The organism is Streptomyces sp. NPDC006294, assembly GCF_042870895.1.
Classification (GTDB): domain Bacteria; phylum Actinomycetota; class Actinomycetes; order Streptomycetales; family Streptomycetaceae; genus Streptomyces.
Genome location: NZ_JBIAHV010000002.1, coordinates 419,582 through 439,252, shown reverse-complemented (window position 1 = coordinate 439,252; position 19,671 = coordinate 419,582). Strand labels below are relative to the sequence as shown.

At 72.0% G+C, this 19,671-nt stretch carries 15 protein-coding genes and 1 pseudogene; 9 read left to right on the top strand and 7 right to left on the bottom strand.

What is annotated here, in order from left to right; translation table 11 throughout:
* Nucleotide 1 precedes the first annotated feature (1 nt).
* From ACFYOP_RS04980 to ACFYOP_RS04960, 5 genes are all read right to left on the bottom strand, one after another.
* Nucleotides 2-967, bottom strand: a complete 966-nt coding sequence (locus ACFYOP_RS04980; protein WP_356890412.1) for a CoA ester lyase — start codon at nt 965-967, stop codon at nt 2-4.
* Nucleotides 964-2,985 carry a protein meaA gene (locus tag ACFYOP_RS04975; protein WP_356890414.1) on the bottom strand — a complete coding sequence of 674 codons (2,022 nt, stop codon included), beginning with the start codon at nt 2,983-2,985 and terminating at the stop codon, nt 964-966. The genes ACFYOP_RS04980 and ACFYOP_RS04975 overlap by 4 nt, the downstream gene beginning before the upstream one ends.
* 18 nt (nt 2,986-3,003) lie before the next feature.
* Nucleotides 3,004-4,341, bottom strand: a complete 1,338-nt coding sequence (gene ccrA, locus ACFYOP_RS04970; protein ID WP_356890416.1) for a crotonyl-CoA carboxylase/reductase — start codon at nt 4,339-4,341, stop codon at nt 3,004-3,006.
* 388 nt (nt 4,342-4,729) lie between these two features.
* Complete coding sequence (locus ACFYOP_RS04965; protein WP_388450897.1) at nt 4,730-5,587, bottom strand: TetR family transcriptional regulator; 858 nt, start codon at nt 5,585-5,587, stop codon at nt 4,730-4,732.
* A 97-nt stretch (nt 5,588-5,684) separates the two neighbouring features.
* The gene (locus ACFYOP_RS04960) at nt 5,685-7,466 is read right to left on the bottom strand and encodes a 3-hydroxybutyryl-CoA dehydrogenase (RefSeq protein ID WP_356890420.1); all 1,782 of its coding nucleotides are present in this window, start codon (nt 7,464-7,466) and stop codon (nt 5,685-5,687) included.
* 364 nt (nt 7,467-7,830) lie between these two features.
* Between ACFYOP_RS04960 and ACFYOP_RS04955 the strand changes: the two genes are divergently transcribed.
* Nucleotides 7,831-8,400, top strand: coding sequence for an adenylosuccinate lyase (locus tag ACFYOP_RS04955; protein ID WP_356890422.1), 570 nt, complete (start codon nt 7,831-7,833; stop codon nt 8,398-8,400).
* Between the two features lie 289 nt (nt 8,401-8,689).
* Here ACFYOP_RS04955 and ACFYOP_RS04950 read toward each other — a convergent pair whose 3' ends face one another.
* Together ACFYOP_RS04950 and ACFYOP_RS04945 are read right to left on the bottom strand one after the other, a co-directional pair.
* Entirely contained in the window at nt 8,690-9,223 is a 534-nt protein-coding gene (locus ACFYOP_RS04950) for a GNAT family N-acetyltransferase (protein WP_356890424.1), read from the bottom strand.
* 79 nt (nt 9,224-9,302) lie between these two features.
* A complete protein-coding gene (locus ACFYOP_RS04945) occupies nt 9,303-10,331 on the bottom strand; it encodes an Rv2578c family radical SAM protein (RefSeq protein ID WP_356890426.1) in 1,029 nt (342 codons plus the stop codon).
* Between the two features lie 136 nt (nt 10,332-10,467).
* On the opposite strand from ACFYOP_RS04945, the gene ACFYOP_RS04940 reads away from it, so the two are divergent.
* The 8 genes and pseudogenes from ACFYOP_RS04940 (at nt 10,468) to rocD (ending at nt 19,589) form a co-directional block, all read left to right on the top strand.
* Nucleotides 10,468-10,941 carry an SRPBCC family protein gene (locus ACFYOP_RS04940; RefSeq protein WP_356890428.1) on the top strand — a complete coding sequence of 158 codons (474 nt, stop codon included), beginning with the start codon at nt 10,468-10,470 and terminating at the stop codon, nt 10,939-10,941.
* Between the two features lie 236 nt (nt 10,942-11,177).
* Nucleotides 11,178-13,586, top strand: a complete 2,409-nt coding sequence (locus tag ACFYOP_RS04935) for an MFS transporter (RefSeq protein WP_356890429.1) — start codon at nt 11,178-11,180, stop codon at nt 13,584-13,586.
* Nucleotides 13,587-13,643: 57 nt separating this feature from the next.
* Nucleotides 13,644-14,645, top strand: a pseudogene (locus tag ACFYOP_RS04930) (SpoIIE family protein phosphatase); the annotation flags it as partial.
* Between the two features lie 33 nt (nt 14,646-14,678).
* Nucleotides 14,679-15,605, top strand: coding sequence for a hypothetical protein (locus ACFYOP_RS04925; protein ID WP_356890431.1), 927 nt, complete (start codon nt 14,679-14,681; stop codon nt 15,603-15,605).
* Between the two features lie 73 nt (nt 15,606-15,678).
* Entirely contained in the window at nt 15,679-16,182 is a 504-nt protein-coding gene (locus ACFYOP_RS04920) for an Lrp/AsnC family transcriptional regulator (RefSeq protein ID WP_356890433.1), read from the top strand.
* Nucleotides 16,183-16,638: 456 nt separating this feature from the next.
* Nucleotides 16,639-17,328 carry a maleylpyruvate isomerase N-terminal domain-containing protein gene (locus ACFYOP_RS04915; RefSeq protein WP_356890435.1) on the top strand — a complete coding sequence of 230 codons (690 nt, stop codon included), beginning with the start codon at nt 16,639-16,641 and terminating at the stop codon, nt 17,326-17,328.
* 207 nt (nt 17,329-17,535) lie between these two features.
* The gene (ddaH, locus tag ACFYOP_RS04910) at nt 17,536-18,366 is read left to right on the top strand and encodes a dimethylargininase (protein ID WP_356890437.1); all 831 of its coding nucleotides are present in this window, start codon (nt 17,536-17,538) and stop codon (nt 18,364-18,366) included.
* Entirely contained in the window at nt 18,363-19,589 is a 1,227-nt protein-coding gene (rocD, locus tag ACFYOP_RS04905; protein WP_356890439.1) for an ornithine--oxo-acid transaminase, read from the top strand. Before ddaH ends, rocD begins: the two co-directional genes overlap by 4 nt.
* The last annotated feature ends 82 nt before the right edge of the window (nt 19,590-19,671 follow it).

Genomic DNA, 19,671 nt, shown 5'->3' with positions numbered 1-19,671 from the left:
GTCACGCCTCCGGGATCTCGAACGTACTGGTGCGCTTCATGCCGGCGGCGCGTCCCTTGCCGGAGACGACCAGGGCCATCTTGCGGCTGGCCTCGTCGATCATCTCGTCGCCGAGCATCGCCGAGCCCTTCTTGCCGCCGGCCTCCGACGTGTAGTAGTCGTACGCGTCCAGGATCAGCTCGGCGTGGTCGTAGTCCTCCTGCGAGGGCGAGAAGATCTCGTTGGACGCCTCGACCTGGCCCGGGTGCAGCACCCACTTGCCGTCGAAGCCGAGGGCCGCGGCGCGCTGGGCGACCGCGCGGTAGCCGTCGATGTTGCGGATCTGCAGGTAGGGGCCGTCGATCGCCTGGAGGTTGTTGGCGCGGGCCGCCATCAGGATCTTCATCAGGATGTAGTGGTAGGCGTCGGCCGGGTAGCCGGGCGGCTGCTCGCCGACGACCAGGGACTTCATGTTGATGGAGGCCATGAAGTCGGCCGGGCCGAAGATGATGGTCTCGACGCGCGGCGACGCCTGGGCGATCTCGTTGACGTTGTTGAGGCCCTGGGCGTTCTCGATCTGCGCCTCGATGCCGATCTTGCCGACCTCGAAGCCCATCGTCTTCTCGATCTGGGTGAGCAGCAGGTCCAGCGCGACGACCTGCTGGGCGTCCTGGACCTTCGGCAGCATGATGCAGTCGAGGTTCTGGCCGGCGCCCTCGACGACGGTGACGACGTCGCGGTACGTCCAGTGCGTGGTCCAGTCGTTGACGCGCACGACCCGCGTCTTGCCGGTCCAGTCGCCCTCGTTGAGGAACTTCACGATGGTGTGGCGCGCGTCCGGCTTGGCGAGCGGCGCACACGCGTCCTCGAGGTCCAGGAACACCTGGTCGGCCGGCAGTCCCTGGGCCTTCTCCAGGAAGCGCGGGTTCGAACCCGGCACCGCCAGGCAGGAGCGGCGCGGACGCAGCCGGTTCACAGGGGCAGTCATGCGGGGACCTCCAGAGGGTCGAGCTTGTTCGCTTTACGGATCTCGTCGACGATACGGCCGATGATCTCCGTGATACCGAAGTCCTTCGGCGTGAAGACGGCGGCCACTCCCGCCGCCTTCAGGTCGGTCGCGTCGGCGTTCGGGATGATCCCGCCGACGATCACGGGCACGTCGGCCGCGCCGGCCTCGCGCAGCCGTTCGAGTACGTCCGGCACCAGCTCGGCGTGCGAGCCGGACAGGATCGACAGACCGACGCAGTGCACATCCTCCGCGAGGGCGGCGGAGACGATCTGCTCGGGGGTCAGCCGGATGCCCTGGTAGACCACCTCGAACCCGGCGTCACGGGCCCGTACGGCGATCTGCTCGGCGCCGTTGGAGTGCCCGTCCAGGCCCGGCTTTCCGACCAGCAGCCGCAGCCGGCCCGCGCCCAGCTCGTCCGCGGTGCGCGTCACCTTCTCGCGCACAGCGGCGAGCGGGGTGCCCGCCTCGGCGGTGACAGCCACCGGGGCGCTGCTGACGCCCGTCGGCGCACGGAACTCGCCGAAGACGTCACGCAGCGCCCAGGCCCACTCGCCGGTGGTGACGCCCGCACGCGCACACTCGACGGTGGCCGCCATGAGGTTCTCGGTGCCCGCCGCGGCCTTCTTCAGCGCCGCCAGGGCCTCCGCGGCACGGGACTCGTCACGGCCGGCGCGCCACTCGTGGAGCGCCGCGACGACCCGGGCCTCGTTCGCCGGGTCGATGGTCAGGATGGCCGATTCGCCGGATGCGATGCCCGCGGTGAGCGGGTTCTCCTCGGTCGTCTCGTAGATGTTGACGCCGACGATCTTCTCGTCGCCCGCCTCGATCCGCGCGCGCCGCTCGGCGTGCGAGGAGACCAGCCGCGACTTGAGGTAGCCGGACTCGACGGCCGCCATCGCGCCGCCCATCTCCTCGATCCGGTCGATCTCGGCGAGGCACTCCTCGACCAGCGAGCCCACCTTCGCCTCGATGACGTGCGAGCCGGCGAAGATGTCCTCGTACTCCAGCAGGTCGCTCTCGTGCGCCAGGACCTGCTGGATGCGCAGCGACCACTGCTGGTCCCAGGGGCGGGGCAGGCCCAGCGCCTCGTTCCAGGCGGGCAGCTGCACGGCGCGGGCGCGGGCGTCCTTGGAGAGCGTCACGGCGAGCATCTCGAGGACGATGCGCTGGACGTTGTTCTCCGGCTGGGCCTCCGTGAGGCCCAGCGAGTTGACCTGGACGCCGTAGCGGAAGCGGCGCTGCTTCTCGTTCTCGATGCCGTACCGCTCGCGGGTGATCCTGTCCCAGATGCGGCCGAAGGCGCGCATCTTGCACATCTCCTCGACGAAGCGGACGCCCGCGTTCACGAAGAAGGAGATCCGGGCGACGACGTCGCCGAACTTCTCGGCCGGCACCTGGCCCGAGTCGCGCACCGCGTCGAGGACGGCGATCGCGGTGGACATCGCGTACGCGATCTCCTGCACCGGCGTGGCCCCGGCCTCCTGCAGGTGGTAGCTGCAGATGTTGATCGGGTTCCACTTGGGGAGGTTGGCCACCGTGTACGTGATCATGTCGGTGGTCAGGCGCAGCGAAGGACCGGGCGGGAAGACGTGCGTCCCGCGCGACAGGTACTCCTTGACGATGTCGTTCTGGGTCGTGCCCTGGAGCTTGGTGGTGTCTGCTCCCTGCTCCTCCGCGACCACCTGGTACATCGCCAGCAGCCACATCGCCGTGGCGTTGATGGTCATGGAGGTGTTCATCTGCTCCAGGGGGATGTCCTGGAACAGCCGGCGCATGTCGCCCAGATGGGAGACCGGCACACCGACCCGGCCGACCTCGCCGCGGGCGAGGATGTGGTCGGGGTCGTAACCGGTCTGGGTCGGCAGGTCGAAGGCCACCGACAGACCCGTCTGGCCCTTGGCGAGATTGCGCCGGTACAGCTCGTTGGACGCCTCGGCCGTGGAGTGGCCGGCGTACGTCCGCATGAGCCAGGGCCGGTCCTTCTTGCGCTCTGTCATCTGGGAACCTCAGACTCCTCAGACGTTCCGGAAGCGGTTGATGGCGTCGATGTGCTTCTCGCGCATCTCCGGGTCGCTGACGCCGAGGCCCTCCTGCGGGGCGAGCGCGAGGACGCCGACCTTGCCCTGGTGGAGGTTGCGGTGCACGTCGTACGCGGCCTGGCCGGTGTCCTCCAGCGAGTAGACCTTCGACAGCGTCGGGTGGATCTTGCCCTTGGCGATCAGGCGGTTGGCCTCCCACGCCTCGCGGTAGTTCGCGAAGTGCGAGCCGATGATCCGCTTCAGCGACATCCACAGGTAGCGGTTGTCGTACTCGTGCATGTAGCCCGAGGTCGAGGCGCAGGTGGTGATGGTGCCGCCCTTGCGGGTGACGTACACGGAGGCGCCGAAGGTCTCGCGGCCGGGGTGCTCGAAGACGATGTCGATGTCCTCGCCGCCGGTGAATTCGCGGATGCGCTTGCCGAAGCGCTTCCACTCCTTGGGGTCCTGGGTGTGCTCGTCCTTCCAGAACTTGTAGCCCTCGGCGTTGCGGTCGATGATCGCCTCGGCGCCCATGGACCGGCAGATGTCCGCCTTCTGGTCGCTGGAGACGACACAGATCGGGTTGGCGCCGCCGGCCAGCGCGAACTGCGTGGCGTACGAGCCGAGTCCGCCGCTCGCGCCCCAGATGAGGACGTTGTCGCCCTGCTTCATCCCGGCGCCGTTGCGGGAGACCAGCTGGCGGTACGCGGTGGAGTTGACCAGGCCGGGGGCCGCCGCCTCCTCCCAGCTCAGGTGCTTCGGCTTCGGCATCAGCTGGTTCGACTTGACGAGCGCGATCTCCGCCAGGCCGCCGAAGTTGGTCTCGAAGCCCCAGATGCGCTGCTCGGGGTCGAGCATCGTGTCGTTGTGGCCGTCGGAGGACTCCAGCTCGACCGAGAGGCAGTGTGCGACGACCTCGTCGCCCGGGTTCCAGGCGTTGACGCCGGGGCCGGTGCGCAGGACGACGCCCGCGAGGTCCGAGCCGATGACGTGGTACGGCAGGTCGTGGCGCTTGGTGAGCTCGGACAGCCGTCCGTAGCGCTCCAGGAACCCGAAGGTGGACAGCGGCTCGAAGATCGAGGTCCACACGGAGTTGTAGTTGACGGAGGAGGCCATCACGGCCACCAGCGCCTCGCCCGGTCCGAGTTCCGGCACCGGCACGTCGTCCAGGTGGATCGACTTGCGCGGGTCCTTCTCGCGGGTCTCGAGGCCGGCGAACATCTCCGTCTCGTCCTTGTGCACGGTGATCGCGCGGTACGACTCGGGGAGCTTCAGTGCGGCGAAGTCGGCCGACGTGGATTCCGTCGACTGGATCGCGTCCAGGATTTCCTTCACGGTGTTGCCTCCGGCGGGAAGCGTCCATGCGCGGACGCTGAGGGGTACGTCGGGGTGGTGCTCTGTGGAGGTTGTGCCGTCGGTTCGGCGGTGGTGCTGCTGTGGCAGCGCTGTGGTGGGCGCTTGAAGGTGCCTGTGACGCAGGCGTCCGGGCGGGCAACCGCGAAGGGTTGCTGGGACAGCCGGCGTACGAGTGTTCTCTGCACGCCGGCCGCCCGGACACTCTCAACGTATGGCACGCCGTGCCAGGTCGCAAGACACTCCGTGCCAAGAATTTCTCTCAGATGCAATCCGTGCGACACATATGAGCGATGATCGATCGAAACACTCCACAAAACGGCTGAGGGCCGCCCGAATCGGGCGGCCCTCAGAGTGTGGGTGGGGCTGCTCAGGACTGCCTGAGCGCCTGCTCGATCGTTCGCATGACCTCGCTCAGCGGCGCGTCCGTACGCGCCACGGCCACCAGCACCTCGCCCTGGGCGCGGGCCGTCGCGACCGGCTCCTGGGCCGCCGCGTCGGCCACGACCGCCGCGTGCTTGCGGCCGGCTCCTATCCCGGACCCGAAGGTGTCGCGGACGATGGCGAACGCGTGGTCGAGCTGGCTCTCCACGTCGCCCTGCCCGCCGGCCCGCAGCCAGCGGCGCAGCACATGGTTGTGCGCGGTGACCACCGCGGACGCGGCGACCTCCGCGAGCAGCGGGTCGTCGTTGCCGTCGTGATGGTCGCGCTCGTCGAAGTGGCCCAGCAGATAGCGCGTGAACAGCCGCTCGTAGCGGGCCACGGAGGCGATCTCCCGCTCCCGCAGCGTCGGCACCTCGCGGGTCAGCCGGTAGCGCTCGACGGAGACGGCGGGGGAGGAGGCGTACATCCGCATGACCTCCTTGATCCCCCGGCAGACCGTGTCCAGCGGATGCTCGTGGGGCGGAGCCGCGTTCAGCACCGCCTCCGCCCGGACCAGCGTGTCGTCGTGGTCCGGGAAGATCGCCTCTTCCTTGGAGCGGAAGTGCCGGAAGAACGTACGCCGTGCCACGCCCGCCGCCGCGGCGATCTCGTCGACCGTCGTCGCCTCGTAGCCCTTGGTCGCGAACAACTCCATCGCCGCCGCGGCCAGTTCGCGGCGCATCTTCAGGCGCTGCGCGGCGGCGCGGGAGCCCGCGGGGCTCTCCGGAACGTCGGTCGGGGCACCGGCGCGGCCGGTGCGGCGGGAGATGTCAGCGGGCTGGGGCATGATCTGAACGTACTGCATCGGCTCGGCCGGATGCGCCTGCGGGCCGCCGCCCGCCTCGCCCGGAGCAGGGGACGGGCCGCCCGGACCGAGCAGCCCGCCCCACCCTGCGTCGGACTCAGCGCCGGGCATATTCGCGGAAGCCGCGCCCCGTCTTACGGCCGAGGCACCCCGCGGCGACCAGGTGCTCCAGCAGCGGCGCCGGCGCGAGGCCCGGGTCGCGGAACTCGCGGTGCAGCACCTTCTCGATGGCGAGCGAGACGTCGAGGCCGACCACGTCGAGGAGCTCGAAGGGGCCCATCGGGTAGCCGCCGCCGAGCTTCATCGCGGCGTCGATGTCGTCGAGGGTCGCGTAGTGCTGCTCGACCATCTTGATCGCGTTGTTGAGGTACGGGAAGAGCAGCGCGTTCACGATGAAGCCCGCCCGGTCGCCGCAGTCCACCGGGTGCTTCTTGATCTTCGCCGTGACCTCCCGGACCGTGGCGTGCACATCGTCCGAGGTGAGGACGGTGCGGACCACCTCGACCAGCTTCATCGCCGGGGCCGGGTTGAAGAAGTGCATACCGATGACGTCCTGCGGGCGCGAGGTGGCGCGGGCGCAGGCGACGACGGACAGCGAGGAGGTGGTGGTGGCGAGCACCGCACCGGGCTTGCAGACCTTGTCGAACGTGGCGAAGAGCTGCTGCTTGATCTCCAGGTCCTCGGCCACCGCCTCCAGCGCCAGGTCGACCTCGGCGAACGCGTCCAGCGAACCGGCCGGGAGGATCCGGGCGAGGGTGGCCTCGCGGGCCTCCTCGGTCATCCGGCCCTTGGCGACCGAGCGGGCCAGCGACTTGCCGATGCGGGCCTTGGCCACGTCGGCCTTCTCCAGGCTGCGGGCGGCGAGCACCACGTCGTAACCGGCCTTGGCGAAGACCTCCGCGATGCCGCTCGCCATGGTGCCGGAGCCGGCGACGCCGACCGAGCGGACCTCACGGCCCGCGGCCGCCCCGTCGGCCGGCCGCGGGGTGAGCGCGTCGTCCACGGTGCCGGCGCTGCCGGGCCCGGTGTAGGTGTAGAAACCGCGGCCCGCCTTGCGGCCCGTCAGACCGGCTTCGCTGAGCTGCTTGAGAATGGGCGCCGGGGCGTGCAGCCGGTCCTGCGACTCCGCGTACATCGCGTCCAGGACGGTGCGGGCGGTGTCGATGCCGATCAGGTCGAGCAGCGCGAGGGGGCCCATGGGCAGACCGCAGCCCAGCTTCATCGCCGCGTCGATGTCCTCGCGGGAGGCGTAGCGCGACTCGTACATCGCCGCCGCCTGGTTGAGGTAGCCGAACAGCAGGCCGTCCGCGACGAATCCGGGGCGGTCGCCGATCGTGACGGGCGTCTTGCCGAGCTCACGGGCGAGCGCCGTGACGGCCTCCACGGCGGCCGGGGCGGTCAGCACGGAGGAGGCCACCTCGACGAGCTTCATCGCCGGCGCAGGGTTGAAGAAGTGCAGTCCGAGCACGCGCTCCGGGTGCTCGGAGTCGGCCGCGAGGCGGGTCACCGAGAGGGCGTTGGTGCCGGTCGCGATGATCGTGTCCGGGCGGACGACGGCGTCGAGCTCCCGGAAGACCTGCTGCTTGGCCTCGTACGACTCGGGCACGACCTCGATGACCAGATCGGCCTCCGCGGCGGCCTGCGGGTCGGAGAAGGTGCGGAAGCGGGCGAGGATGTTGCGGCGCTCCTCCTCGGTGATCCGCTCGCGCTCCACGGCGCGGGCGGTGGAGGCCTCGAGCGCGACGACGGCCCGGCGGGCGGCGGCGTCGCTGACGTCGATGCCGATGACCTCACGGCCGGCGCGGGCCAGGACCTCGGCGATGCCGGTGCCCATGGTGCCGAGGCCGACGACGGCAATGGTGTGGAGAGGGGTGTCCATCACGGGACTCCAGGGATGAGTGACGACTGAATGAGGAGCGCGCGGCAGGGCGGAACGTGAGGAACGCCGCAGGCGCGGAGGGCCGCACGCCGGGAGGGCGCACGGCGCGCGGGAACCGCGAGTCGTGATACGGGGCCGACGGGCCTGTCCCTGGCCGCGCCGTACTTCGTGCTTCGTCGTGTCTGAACACCGACGAGGCCGAACCGACAAACCTCTCGGCGGCTGCGTCACCAGGCCACCGGGAGCGCGGGGGTTACCCGCTCACCTGAGATTAACTCGCGGGTAACGAGCGCGCCAGCCCTCGGCCGGGACGCATTCCTGTGATCTGGATCGCTCGCGCCCGCCCCGTGGATACGCTTCCGCCATGAACGAGGAGTTACGGTCGCTCGCGGTCCGGCTGCGGGACGAGGCGGGTGGCGGGCCCGCGTACGAACGGCTGCTGACCACCGCCGACCACGACGAACTCGCCGCCGTCCTCACCGAGTCCGGCCGCCCGCTGTGGGCGCGTGAACTCGCCGCCTTCCGGCTCGGCTGCGACGGTGACCGCCGTGCCTTCGAGTCGTTGGTCCTCCTCCTCAACCACCGAGACCCCGAGCGCTGCGTCTCCGCGGCTCACGCGCTCACGGAACTCGGCGACCCCCGCACGCCACGCGCCGCCGCCGCGCTCGCCACCAACGAACTCCGTGTCGCCTACGCCATGGTTCCGGTGCGCCTGCTCGCCCGGCTGCGCGCACCGGAGTCCGTCCCGGCCCTGATCACGGTCCTCGGCCGCCGGCTCGTCCCCGGGGACCCGCACTGGCGGGTGGCGCTGGCCTGCGTCGAGGGGCTCGGCGCGCTGGGCGACCGGCGGGCAGCCGAGGCCGTACGGGCGGCGCTGCCCCACCCGCGACTGGCGGCGGCGGCGCACGCGGCGCTGGCGCGGCTGGAGGCGTGAGCGGGCCGGGTGCCCACCGGTCGCGGACGGCATGTCCGCCGAGCCGTGGGCCGCGGTCGTCGAGGGCAGCGGCAACGCGTTCGTGAACGGCGTGCACGCGGCCGTGCTCGTCACCGCGGCGCTGTGCGCCTCCGTCGCCGCCCGGGCGGCGACGGGCCTCCGCCGCGGCCCGGTGGCCTCCGGCCACCGAGCCCGGCGGGGCGACCGGGCCCGCGTCCCCGGGCTGGTGCGGTCGGGTCGGGGCTGCCCGGCCGGGCGGCAACGGCGGCGGACCCGGACCAGCCGCCCGTCAAGCCGTCAGGCGGCGGACGTACCTGACCTCCGGGACGAGTTCCCCGTCGGCCTCGAAGGGCTCCTCCGTGCCGTCCGGGGTGAAGCCCGCGCGTTCGTAGAAGCGGCGGGCGCGGGCGTTGTCCTTGAGGACCCACAGCAGCATCTCCTCGAAGCCCGCGGCCCTCGCGCGGCCCGTCAGCTCGGCCATCAGGGCGTGGCCCACGCCGGAGGAGATGCGCTCCGGGCGGACGTAGACCGCGTAGAGCTCGCACGCCCCCGGGCGCCTGGCGCCGTCCATGTCGCGCAGCGGACCGAAGCAGCCCCAGCCGACCACCTCGCCGTCCCACTCGGCGACCACGTTGCTCACGCCGGCGCCCGCGCCGTCCGCCAGGAGGGAGCGGCGGCGTTCGGCCGCGTCGTCCGCCGGGTCCATCGCGTCCAGGTACGACTGGGGCATGAGACCGGTGTAGGCGAAGCGCCAGCCGCCCACCCTGATCGAGGCGACCGCGTCGCAGTCGCCGATCGTCATGTCCCTCACGCGCATGGTCATCGCTGCGTGGCCTCCCCTCCGTGCCGCCAGAAGGCACCACACTGCCTGCCGAGGTCCGTCGGCGCTACTGGAATCGGTGTCAGAGCAGCGTCAGTTGGGTCGGTTCCGGCCTCTGAGGCTCCGCGGGCGCCGGCAGCCGCCGGTGGTCGCCCCGGTCCGCGGGCCCGATGCCGAACTCGGTGGCCAGCTCGTGCACATGACGGGTGATCCGGCGCTGGTACCACTTGGGCGCGTACGCGCCCTCCGCGTACAGCCGCTCGTACCGCGCCACCAGATGCGGATGGTGTTCGCGCAGCCAGGCCATGAACCACTCGCGGGCGCCGGGGCGCAGGTGGAGGACGAGCGGGGTGACGGAGGTCGCGCCGGCGGCGGCGATCGCCCCGACCGTGGCCCGCAGCTGGTCGGGGTGGTCGCCGAGGAACGGGATGACCGGCGCCATCAGGACACCGCAGCCGATGCCGTGCTCGGTGAGGGTGCGCACGACGTCCAGGCGGCGCTCGGGGGAGGGGGTGCCCGGTTCGACCGTGCGCCACAGCTCGCGATCGGTGAAGCCGACGGAGACGGAGATGCCGACGTCGGTGACGTCCGCGGCCTGGACCAGCAGATCCAGGTCGCGCAGGATCAGCGTGCCCTTGGTCAGGATCGAGAACGGGTTGGCGTGGTCGCGCAGGGCCGAGATGATCCCCGGCATCAGCCGGTAGCGGCCCTCCGCCCGCTGGTAGCAGTCGACGTTGGTGCCCATGGCGATGTGCGCCCCCTGCCACCGGCGCGAGGCGAGCTGGCGGCGCAGCAGCTCGGGGGCGTTGACCTTGACGACGATCTGGGAGTCGAAGCCGAGCCCGGTGTCCAGGTCCAGATAGCTGTGGGTCTTGCGGGCGAAGCAGTACACACAGGCGTGGGTGCAGCCCCGGTACGGATTGACGGTCCATTCGAACGGCATCCGGGACGCGCCGGGCACCCGGTTCAGGATCGAACGGGCCCGTACCTCGTGGAAGGTGATGCCCCGGAACTCGGGGGTGTCGAAGGTCCGGGTGGTGACCGCGGACGTACCGAACAGGGCGGAGTCCCCGGGTGGGGCGGGGCCGTCGGCCAGATTGTCCCAGCGCATGGGTGCCTCCTCGTTCGCACTGACCCCAGAATAGAACACCTGTTCCCATGATCGCCGCAAGCGCGATTTGGGGGCCCGTGCCGGAGGTGGTTGGCTGGCGGCGTCCCGCTGGAGCGAGTGATGGAGGAGCAACCACATGGCGCAGGTCGAAGCCACCACGGAACGGATCGTCGCGGCGGACGCGGAGACGGTGTTCGATGCCGTGGCCGACTACGAGAACACCCGTGCGAAGCTCCTGACCGAGCACTTCAGTGAGTACGAGGTCCGCGAGGGCGGCGACGGGGAGGGCACCCTCGTCCACTGGAAGCTCCAGGCGACGAGCAAGCGCGTCCGCGACTGCCTGCTCGAGGTGAGCGAGCCCACTGGGGACACCTCCCATGCCGGAGGCTACGGGGGAGGCCGCCTCGTCGAGAAGGACCGGAACTCCTCCATGGTCACCACCTGGACGGTCACCCCGGCCGGCGAGGGCAAGTGCAAGGTGGTCGTCACCACCGTCTGGAACGGCGCGGGCGGCATCGGCGGCTTCTTCGAGAAGACCTTCGCCCCCAAGGGGCTCGGCCGCATCTACGACGGTGTGCTGGCCAACCTCGCCGCGAACATGGAGAAGTAACCTCACCGGTTCGAGTGGTCTTTCCCGCCGTCCCGAAGTGCGCCCGGCGCACCCCCGCGTGTGCCGGGCGGGCGGGAAAGCCCCTGGTGAGCGCCTCAAATGCGCCGTTTCCAGGGGCTGTTGAGACCCCTTTCGAACGCCTGGCCGGGGTCGTGCCCGACTTGCTCCCCCTTCGCGTGCAATGCGAAGAATGACGCCGCACAGCGCGACGAGCGGTGCGTCGAGGGGAGACGGACGTGGGCGGCATCACTCTGGTCAAGGACGAGCAGGCCGCCACGGCCACCGGCCCTGCCGACCCGCCGCCGCCCGCCGCGGGCACGGCGGCCGCGCCGCTGAGCCCCCGCCGGGTACGGCTCGTCTTCATGAGCCTGATGCTCGCGCTACTGCTCGCCGCGCTCGAGCAGATGATCGTCGCCACCGCCCTGCCGAAGATCGTCGGCGACCTCCAGGGCCTCGACCGGATGCCATGGGCGATCACCGCCTATCTGCTCACCGCCACCGTCGGGCTGCCGATCTACGGCAAACTCGGCGACCTCTACGGGCGCAAGGGCGTCTTCCAGTTCGCCATCGTCGTCTTCGTCGTCGGCTCCGCGCTCGCCGGCTGGTCGCGCACCATGAACGAGCTGATCGCGTTCCGCGCCGTCCAGGGCATCGGGGCCGGCGGGCTCATGATCGGTGTGCAGGCGATCATCGCCGACATCGTCCCGCCCCGTGAACGCGGCCGCTTCATGGGCCTCATCGGCGCCGCCTTCGGGCTCGCCTCCGTCGCCGGACCGCTGCTCGGCGGCTTCTTCACCGACCATGTCTCCTGGCGCTGGTGCTTCTACTTCAACGTCCCCTTCGGCCTGTTCACCCTGGTCGTGGTCAGCGTGGTGCTGAAGCTGCCGAGGCCCCGGACGCGGGCCCGGCTCGACGTCATGGGCGCGCTGTTCCTCGCCGCCGCCTCCACCTGCCTGGTTCTGCTGACCAGTTGGGGCGGCACCGAGCACGCGTGGGGCTCCCGCGTCGTCATCGGCCTCGGCGCAGGAGCCCTGGCGACCACCGTGCTCTTCCTGGTCGTCGAGCGCTTCGCGCCCGAACCGGTCATCCCGCTGCGCCTGTTCCGCGACTCGGTCTTCAACATCACCTCGCTCGTCGGCGCGGTCGTCGGCGTCGCGCTCTTCGGCGCGGCCAGCTATCTGCCCACCTTCCTCCAGATGGTCGACGGGGCGAGCGCCACCGAGTCCGGCCTGCTGATGCTGCCCATGATGGGCGGGATCGTCGTCGCCTCGATCGTCTCCGGACAGCTGATCAGCCGCACCGGCCGCTACAAGGTCTACCCGGTGCTCGGCTGCGCCCTCGCCGCCGCCGGGATGTGGCTGCTCTCCCGGCTGGAGGCGGACACCCCGCGCCTGGAGTACAGCATCTGGCAGGCGGTGCTCGGCGTGGGCGTCGGCCTGGTGATGCCGGTGCTGATCCTCGCCGTGCAGAACGCGGTGCCGCCCGCCGACCTCGGCACCGCCACCAGCGCCAACAACTACTTCCGGCAGATCGGCGGCAGCGTCGGCGCCGCCGTCTTCGGCACCCTCTTCGCCGACCGGCTCACCGGCGCGCTCGCCGACCGCCTGCCCGCCGGGGCCGGACTGCCCGACCCGTCCGCCATCACGCCGCAGGCGGTGCACGCCATGCCGCCCGCGCTGCGCGACGGATACATCCAGGCGTACGCGGACGCGATGCCCCGGATCTTCCTGTACCTCGTGCCGGTGCTCGTACTCGGCCTGTTCATCGCCTTCTTCCTCAAGGAGAGACCGCTGGTGTCCCACAACGCCTCCGCCGAGCCCACCGCCGTCCCGCACGCGCGGACCGCCCCGGCCGCCTCCTTCCGGGCGGCGGCCACGTCGTACCTCGCCGGCGTGCCGGTCTGCGGCAACGTCCAGCACCACGACGGCAGCAGCGTCCCGCGCGCGGCCCTCACCCTCATCGACGTACAGGGCGCCCAGATCGGCCGGGGCGCGAGCGGCGAGGACGGCCGGTACGCGCTGAGCGTCCCCGGCCCCGGCTCCTATGTGCTGATCGCGGCGGCCGGCGGCCACCAGCCGCAGGCCGTCACCGTCACCGTCGGCGAACGGCCCGTCGACCTCGACGTCGTACTCGGCGGCGCCGGCCGGCTCGCCGGCGCCGTGCTCACGGCCGACGGCAGCCCCGTGCGGGACGCGGCCGTCACCCTCACCGATGTGCGCGGCGAGGTCGTGGCCACCACCCGCAGCGGACGGGAGGGCGGCTATGTGATGACGGACCTGGTGGCGGGGGAGTACACCCTGGCCGCGAGCGCCCCCGCCTTCCGGCCGTCCGCCCACCCCGTGAGCGTGCAGCCGTCCCGGGAGACCCGGCAGGACATCGAGCTGGCCGGCGGCGCCGTGCTGCGCGGGACCGTACGCGCCGGGGACGGCCGGCCGGTCGACGACGCACGCGTCACGCTGCTGGACGCGGCGGGCAATGTCGTCGACACGCTCACCACCGGGCCGGACGGCACATTCCGTTTCGTGGACCTGTCGTCGGGCGAGTACACGGTCATCGCCTCCGGCTATCCGCCCGTCGCGACCGTGCTCCAGGTCGCGGGCGGCGGGCGGACCGAGCGGGACCTCCAGCTCGGGCACGCCGACTGACGCGGCCGCCCGCGGAGGCGGGGGCGCGCCGGTCCGGCGCGTCATCCGCCGTGCACCGTCCTCGGCTGCATGATCCTGCTGCGCCACCCCGAACGCCCCCTGTTCAACGACATGGACCGGGTCACCGGGGCCGAACTGGCCGCGCGGGCCGGACTCGTCATCGACAACGCCCGGATGTACACGTACCAGGAGAACGTCGCCGAGACCCTCCAGGACTCGATGCCGCCGCAGGTCACCCCGCGGATGGCCGGCTGCGACACGGCGACCCGCCATCTGCCGGGCACCTTCCTCGGCAAGGTCGGCGGCGACTGGTTCGACACCGCCAAACTCCCCGGCTCACGCACCGCGCTCGTCGTCGGCGACGTCATGGGCCACGGCCTCGACTCCGCCGCCAGGATGGGCCAGCTGCGCACCGCCGTGCAGACGATGGCGGCGCTCGACCTGCCGCCCGCGCAACTGCTGCGCCACCTCGACGACCTGGCCCAGCGCCTCGGCGAGCACTACCTCGCCACCTGTCTGTACGCGGTCTACGACCCGGTCGCCGGCGAACTCCGGCTCGCGAACGCAGGCCATGTGCCGCCCGTCCTCGTCCGCGCCGCCGACGGGCGCAGCGAACTGCTGGAGCTGCCCACCGGCGCGCCGATCGGCGTCGGCGGCGTGCCCTTCGAGAGCGTCCGGGTGCCGGTGTCGCCGGGCGACCGGCTCGTCATGTGCACCGACGGCCTGGTCGAGATGCGCGGCGAGGACATCGGCGTCGGGCTGGCCACGCTCTGCGAGTCCGCCGCGCATCCGGCCGCCTCCATGGACGACGCCTGCGACGCCATCATCCGGGCCCTGGGGGCCAAGGGCGGCCACCGGGCCGAACTCCGGCTCGTACGCGCCGAGTCGCTGCTCTGCGAGGTGGCGGACGACGACCACACGCTGCCGACCCTGCTGGACGCCCGACCGGACGCCGAGCGGGGACGGGGGCTGAGGGTGGTGAGCACCCTGGCCGGCGCTTGGGGCACCAGCCGCACGGCGGACGGCAAGACGGTCCGGTTCGAACTCGCCCTCCCGTAAGGCGCTCGCGGACGGCGTCTAGGGTTGGCGGCCATGTGGCCTGGACAGCAGAACCCGGACGGCGGGCAGCACCCGCACCAACCGCACCACCCGCAGCCCGGCCCCGGCCCCGAGGGGGCGCCGGGCGGCCCGCAGCAGCCGTGGAACATGCCCACGCAGACCGCCGGGACGCCCGTGCCCGCCCCGCGGCGCCGCGACACGGCCACCGTCGTCGCGGTGGCCGCCGCGGCGGTCGTCGTCGTGGCCGCGGCGGCCACCGGATACGTGCTCCTCGCCGGTGGCGGCGACAGCGACGGCAAGGCACGGCCGCCCGCGCCGACCGGCTCCTCCGCGCCGGCGACGGAGGGCGCCCGTACCGGCGGCGGAGAGCAGGCGACCGTGCCTGGCTGGCGGACGGTGACGAACCCGAAGACCGGCATCGTCTTCGACGTGCCGCCCGCGTGGGGGCTGAAGCCGGTGTCCTGGGTGAGCTTCGTCATGGAGGACGGCGACCTGGAGGAGCGGCCCCTCATCGGCTTCTCCGCCCCGGCCGTGCTCAAGGAGAAGTGGTGCGTGTCCGACGCGGACTTCGAGGGCTCCCCGGAGGAGAACTGGCTCGCCGCCGCCGGCTCACGTGCCGAACGCGGGGCGCGCACCCTTGAGGACGCCGCCCGCGACAACGCCTCCCTGTGGGTGTACGGCGCGCACGCGCAGCCGGACCGGGACAAGGTGACCCGGGGCCCGGCGAAGCCGTACACCACCGCGTCGGGCATCCGGGGCAGTGTGGCGACCGCCGCCTCCGCGGGCGTGGCGAAGAAGGGCAAGTGCGACAACGACGGCAAGGCGACCACGTTCGCCTTCAAGAACCCGAAGGGCGACATCGTCTCCTGGACGTTCATCGGGGTGAAGGGCGTCGACGACGAGGTGCCGGACGCGACGGTCGCCAAGATCCTGAGCAGCGTCCGCCTGGCCGGCGGCTGAGACTGCCGGGTGCGGGCCGTGGCCTTCTTCCGATAGGGTCCGCGCGCGACAGGGCCGTCCGAAGGAACACCATATGACGAACAGATCCGCGCCGTTCGACGAGCTGGACCGCAAGATCGTCGCCGCCCTGGTGGCCAACGCGCGGACGAGTTTCTCCGAGATCGGCGCGGCCATCGGGCTCTCGGCCACGGCGGTCAAGCGCCGTGTCGACCGGATGCGCGAGAACGACATCATCACCGGCTTCACCACCACGGTGCGCCCCGCCGCGCTGGGCTGGGCGACCGAGGCGTACGTGGAGGTGTACTGCTCCAGCGCCGCGCCGCCCCGGCGGCTCGCCGAGGTCGTGCGCAACCACCCGGAGATCACCGCCGCGATGACGGTCACCGGCGGCGCGGACGCGCTGCTGCACGTACGGGCGACGGACGTCGAGCACTTCGAGGCGGTGCTGGAGCGCATCAGGGCCGAGCCGTTCATCCGCAAGACGATCAGCTACATGGTCCTCTCCCACCTGCTGACCGGCAGCCCGGAGGCGGGCGCCGGCCGCGCCGCGACATCGCCGGACCCGGCGGCGACATAGGCCGAGGGCCAAGGCATGGCCCATCGTCAGCAGGCGCCCCGCGGGGCGGGGAACAGCGCACCGGGCCGGCGGTGCAGCCGACGCCGGCAACGGCGAGTGGCAGGCAGCCGATCCCCGGTGAGCCGGGAACCGGTTGTGATTCGACCCGCCGTTCGTTTCTCACGTCGATACCCGACGTCACCAGGGTCGACGCGGCGGCCCGGACCCCCACCGGCCGGCGCGGGGGTCACGCCCCCGCGCCGGCCGGTGCCCGTCGTCGGCCGCAGGCGACGCGCCTGGACGAAAGCGGTCCGCGACGACGAACCACGACGCCGCGCTGCTGCCCGTCGCCGGCCGCGACGGTCCGAGCTGCCGCGCGGGGTGTGTGCGTCCCCGGCCCCAGGGGCCGTGCGGCTCACGCCGCCGGACCGGCGGCCCGCGCCGGCCGCCGGGCGAGGGGCCGGTAGCCTGCCGGGCATGTCGTCACCCGCAGCCCGACCAGAAGCCCCGGCCCTAGCCGTCACAGAAGCCTCGGCCGCCCGCCCACCCGTCACCGCCGACGACCTGGACCACGCCGTGCAACTCGCCGTGGCCGCGCTCCGCCAGGTGCCCGCGGCGGTCTGGGACGGCGCGGCCGGCACCCTGGAGTGGACCTGCTGGGAGACGGCGGAACACCTCGCCGACGACCTGTTCGCGTACGCCGTCCAACTCGGCCCGCGTACCCCGCCGCTCGACCGCGAGGTGTCCTTCCACTACGAGAGCCGCCGGCCGGGCGGCCCCGCGAACTCCGTCCACGCGAACCGGGACGCGGGCCCCGACGGGCTGCTCGAGGTGCTGGAGGCGAGCGGCGCGCTGCTGGCCGCCATGGTGCGTACGGCGTCGCCGGACGTCCGGTCCCACCACTGTTTCGGGGTGTCGGACCCGGAGGGCTTCGCCGCGATGGGCGTCGTGGAGACCCTGGTGCACACCCACGACATCGCACAAGGGCCCGGCCTGCCCTGGGAGCCGCCCGCCGGCCTCTGCTCGCGCGTCCTCGCCCGCCTCTTCCGGGACGTGCCGGAGGGCGCCGCGCCCTGGCAAGCCCTGCTCTGGTCCACCGGCCGCGCCGACCTCCCCGGCCGGCCCCGCCCCGGCGCCTGGCGGTGGTACGGAGCCCCGCTCGCCTAGCACCCGAACGGGTGGTGTGCGGGCCGCGGCGACGCGAAACGCCGCCGAACGGCCCCACGACGCAGCATTCCTGCGTGTACACGCAGCACTTGTCCCTTGTCGCCCGAACCTCCCGATTCCTACCGTTGAGACGTCACCGGTCGTCACCGGTCGTCACCGTCGTCTCCGCCGTCCAGCGGTCACCTCAGGAATCGGGAGGGAACCCGGGTGCCACCCAGCCGCATGCCGCGTCCCAGGCGTTACCTGGTCTGCGAACCCCGTTACTTCGACGTGAAGTACGCCATCAATCCGTGGATGAGCGAGCACACAGAGGTCGACCTCGACCTCGCCCGGTCCCAGTGGACCGCCCTCACCGACGCCTACCGCGCCCTCGGCCACAAGGTCGAGACCGTCGAACCGCTCGCCGAACTGCCCGACATGGTGTTCGCCGCCAACTCGGCCCTCGTCCTCGACGGCCTGGTCTTCGGCTCCCGCTTCCACGCGCCGCAGCGGCGCCCGGAGGAGGAGGCGTACGCGGCCTGGTTCAAGGTCGCCGGATTCGACGTGCACCGGCCCGAAGCGGTGTGCGAGGGCGAGGGCGACCTCGTCCCCGTCGGCGGCCGTATCCTGGCCGGCACCGGTTTCCGCACGACCGTCCAGGCCCACCGGGAGGTGCAGGAGTTCTTCGGCGTCCCCGTCGTCGGACTCCAGCTGGTCGACCCGTACTTCTACCACCTGGACACCGCCCTCTTCGTGCTCGAGGACGGGCACGACGGGCGCGAGGCGAACATCGTCTACTACCCGGAGGCGTTCTCGCCGGGCAGCCTCGCCGTGCTGCGGCGGCTCTTCCCCGACGCGCTGACCGCCACCCGGGAGGACGCCATGGCGTTCGGCCTGAACTCCGTCTCCGACGGCCGCAACGTCCTCGTCGCCCCCCAGGCGCACGCCCTCGTCGAACAGCTCGCCGCGCACGGCTACGAACCCGTCCCCGTCGACATGTCCGAGTTCCACAAGGCCGGCGGCGGCATCAAGTGCTGCACTCAGGAGATCCGCGCATGACGCTCACCCCCGTACGCAACAGGCGCTCCTCCGAGGAGCTCATCCGCGCCGAGGAGACCGCCCTGGCGCACAACTACCACCCGCTGCCCGTCGTCGTCGCCCGCGCCGAGGGCGTCTGGGTCGAGGACGTCGAGGGCCGCCGCTACCTGGACATGCTGGCCGGGTACTCGGCGCTCAACTTCGGCCACCGCCACCCCGGCCTCGTCGCGGCCGCGCACCGCCAGCTCGACGAGGTCACCCTCACCTCCCGCGCCTTCCACAACGACCGGCTCGCCGGCTTCGCCGAGGGCCTGGCCGCGCTCACCGGTCTCGAGATGACCCTGCCGATGAACACCGGCGCGGAAGCCGTCGAGAGCGCCGTCAAGGTCGCCCGCAAGTGGGCCTACGAGGTCAAGGGCGTCGCCCCCGACCGGGCGACGATCGTCGTCGCCGACGGCAACTTCCACGGCCGCACCACCACCATCGTCAGCTTCTCCACCGACGAGAGCGCCCGCGGCGGCTTCGGCCCCTTCACCCCCGGCTTCCGTGTCGTCCCCTACAACGACCTCGCCGCGCTCGCGAACGCGATCGACGAGACCACGGCCGCCGTGCTCATCGAACCCATCCAGGGCGAGGCGGGCGTCCTCATCCCCGACGACGGCTACCTGGCGGGCGTGCGCGAGCTGACCAGCCGGGCCGGCTGCCTGTTCATCGCCGACGAGATCCAGTCCGGCCTCGGCCGCACCGGCACCACCCTCGCCGTCGACCACGAGTCCGTCGTCCCCGACATGCTGCTGCTCGGCAAGGCGCTCGGCGGCGGCATCGTCCCCGTCTCCGCGGTCGTCGCCCGCCGCGACGTCCTCGGCGTGCTGCGGCCGGGCGAGCACGGCTCCACGTTCGGCGGCAACCCGCTGTCCGCGGCGGTCGGTTCGGCCGTCGTCGACCTGCTCGCCACCGGAGAGTTCCAGCGCCGGGCGGCCGACCTGGGCGAGGTGCTGCGCGACGGGCTGGCCGCCCTCGTCGGCAACGGCGTCGTCGGCTTCCGCGCCCGGGGCCTGTGGGCGGGCGTCGACGTCGACCCGGCCATCGGCACCGGCCGCGACATCAGCGAACGGCTGATGGCGCAGGGCGTCCTCGTCAAGGACACCCACGGCTCCACGATCCGTATCGCGCCGCCGCTGACGATCACCCGCGAGGAACTCGAATCGGCCCTCGCCTCCTTGGAGAAGGTCCTCGGCCGGTAGGCCCCGCCACCCGCGCCCCGACCATGTCCGGGGCGCGGGTGACCAGCCCCTCCGGTCCACGGCCGCACTGTCGTAGGGTGCA

What these genes read in the sequence shown, in the direction of transcription:
- rocD (WP_356890439.1), top strand. Translation starts at nt 18,363, where the DNA reads ATGACGCTCACCCCCGTACGCAACAGGCGCTCCTCCGAGGAGCTCATC.
- ACFYOP_RS04920 (WP_356890433.1), top strand. Translation starts at nt 15,679, where the DNA reads ATGACGAACAGATCCGCGCCGTTCGACGAGCTGGACCGCAAGATCGTC.
- ACFYOP_RS04960 (WP_356890420.1), bottom strand. Translation starts at nt 7,466, where the DNA reads ATGGACACCCCTCTCCACACCATTGCCGTCGTCGGCCTCGGCACCATG.
- ACFYOP_RS04940 (WP_356890428.1), top strand. Translation starts at nt 10,468, where the DNA reads ATGGCGCAGGTCGAAGCCACCACGGAACGGATCGTCGCGGCGGACGCG.
- ACFYOP_RS04980 (WP_356890412.1), bottom strand. Translation starts at nt 967, where the DNA reads ATGACTGCCCCTGTGAACCGGCTGCGTCCGCGCCGCTCCTGCCTGGCG.
- ACFYOP_RS04915 (WP_356890435.1), top strand. Translation starts at nt 16,639, where the DNA reads ATGTCGTCACCCGCAGCCCGACCAGAAGCCCCGGCCCTAGCCGTCACA.
- ACFYOP_RS04975 (WP_356890414.1), bottom strand. Translation starts at nt 2,985, where the DNA reads ATGACAGAGCGCAAGAAGGACCGGCCCTGGCTCATGCGGACGTACGCC.
- ACFYOP_RS04945 (WP_356890426.1), bottom strand. Translation starts at nt 10,331, where the DNA reads ATGCGCTGGGACAATCTGGCCGACGGCCCCGCCCCACCCGGGGACTCC.
- ACFYOP_RS04965 (WP_388450897.1), bottom strand. Translation starts at nt 5,587, where the DNA reads ATGCAGTACGTTCAGATCATGCCCCAGCCCGCTGACATCTCCCGCCGC.
- ACFYOP_RS04925 (WP_356890431.1), top strand. Translation starts at nt 14,679, where the DNA reads ATGTGGCCTGGACAGCAGAACCCGGACGGCGGGCAGCACCCGCACCAA.
- ACFYOP_RS04955 (WP_356890422.1), top strand. Translation starts at nt 7,831, where the DNA reads ATGAACGAGGAGTTACGGTCGCTCGCGGTCCGGCTGCGGGACGAGGCG.
- ACFYOP_RS04950 (WP_356890424.1), bottom strand. Translation starts at nt 9,223, where the DNA reads ATGACCATGCGCGTGAGGGACATGACGATCGGCGACTGCGACGCGGTC.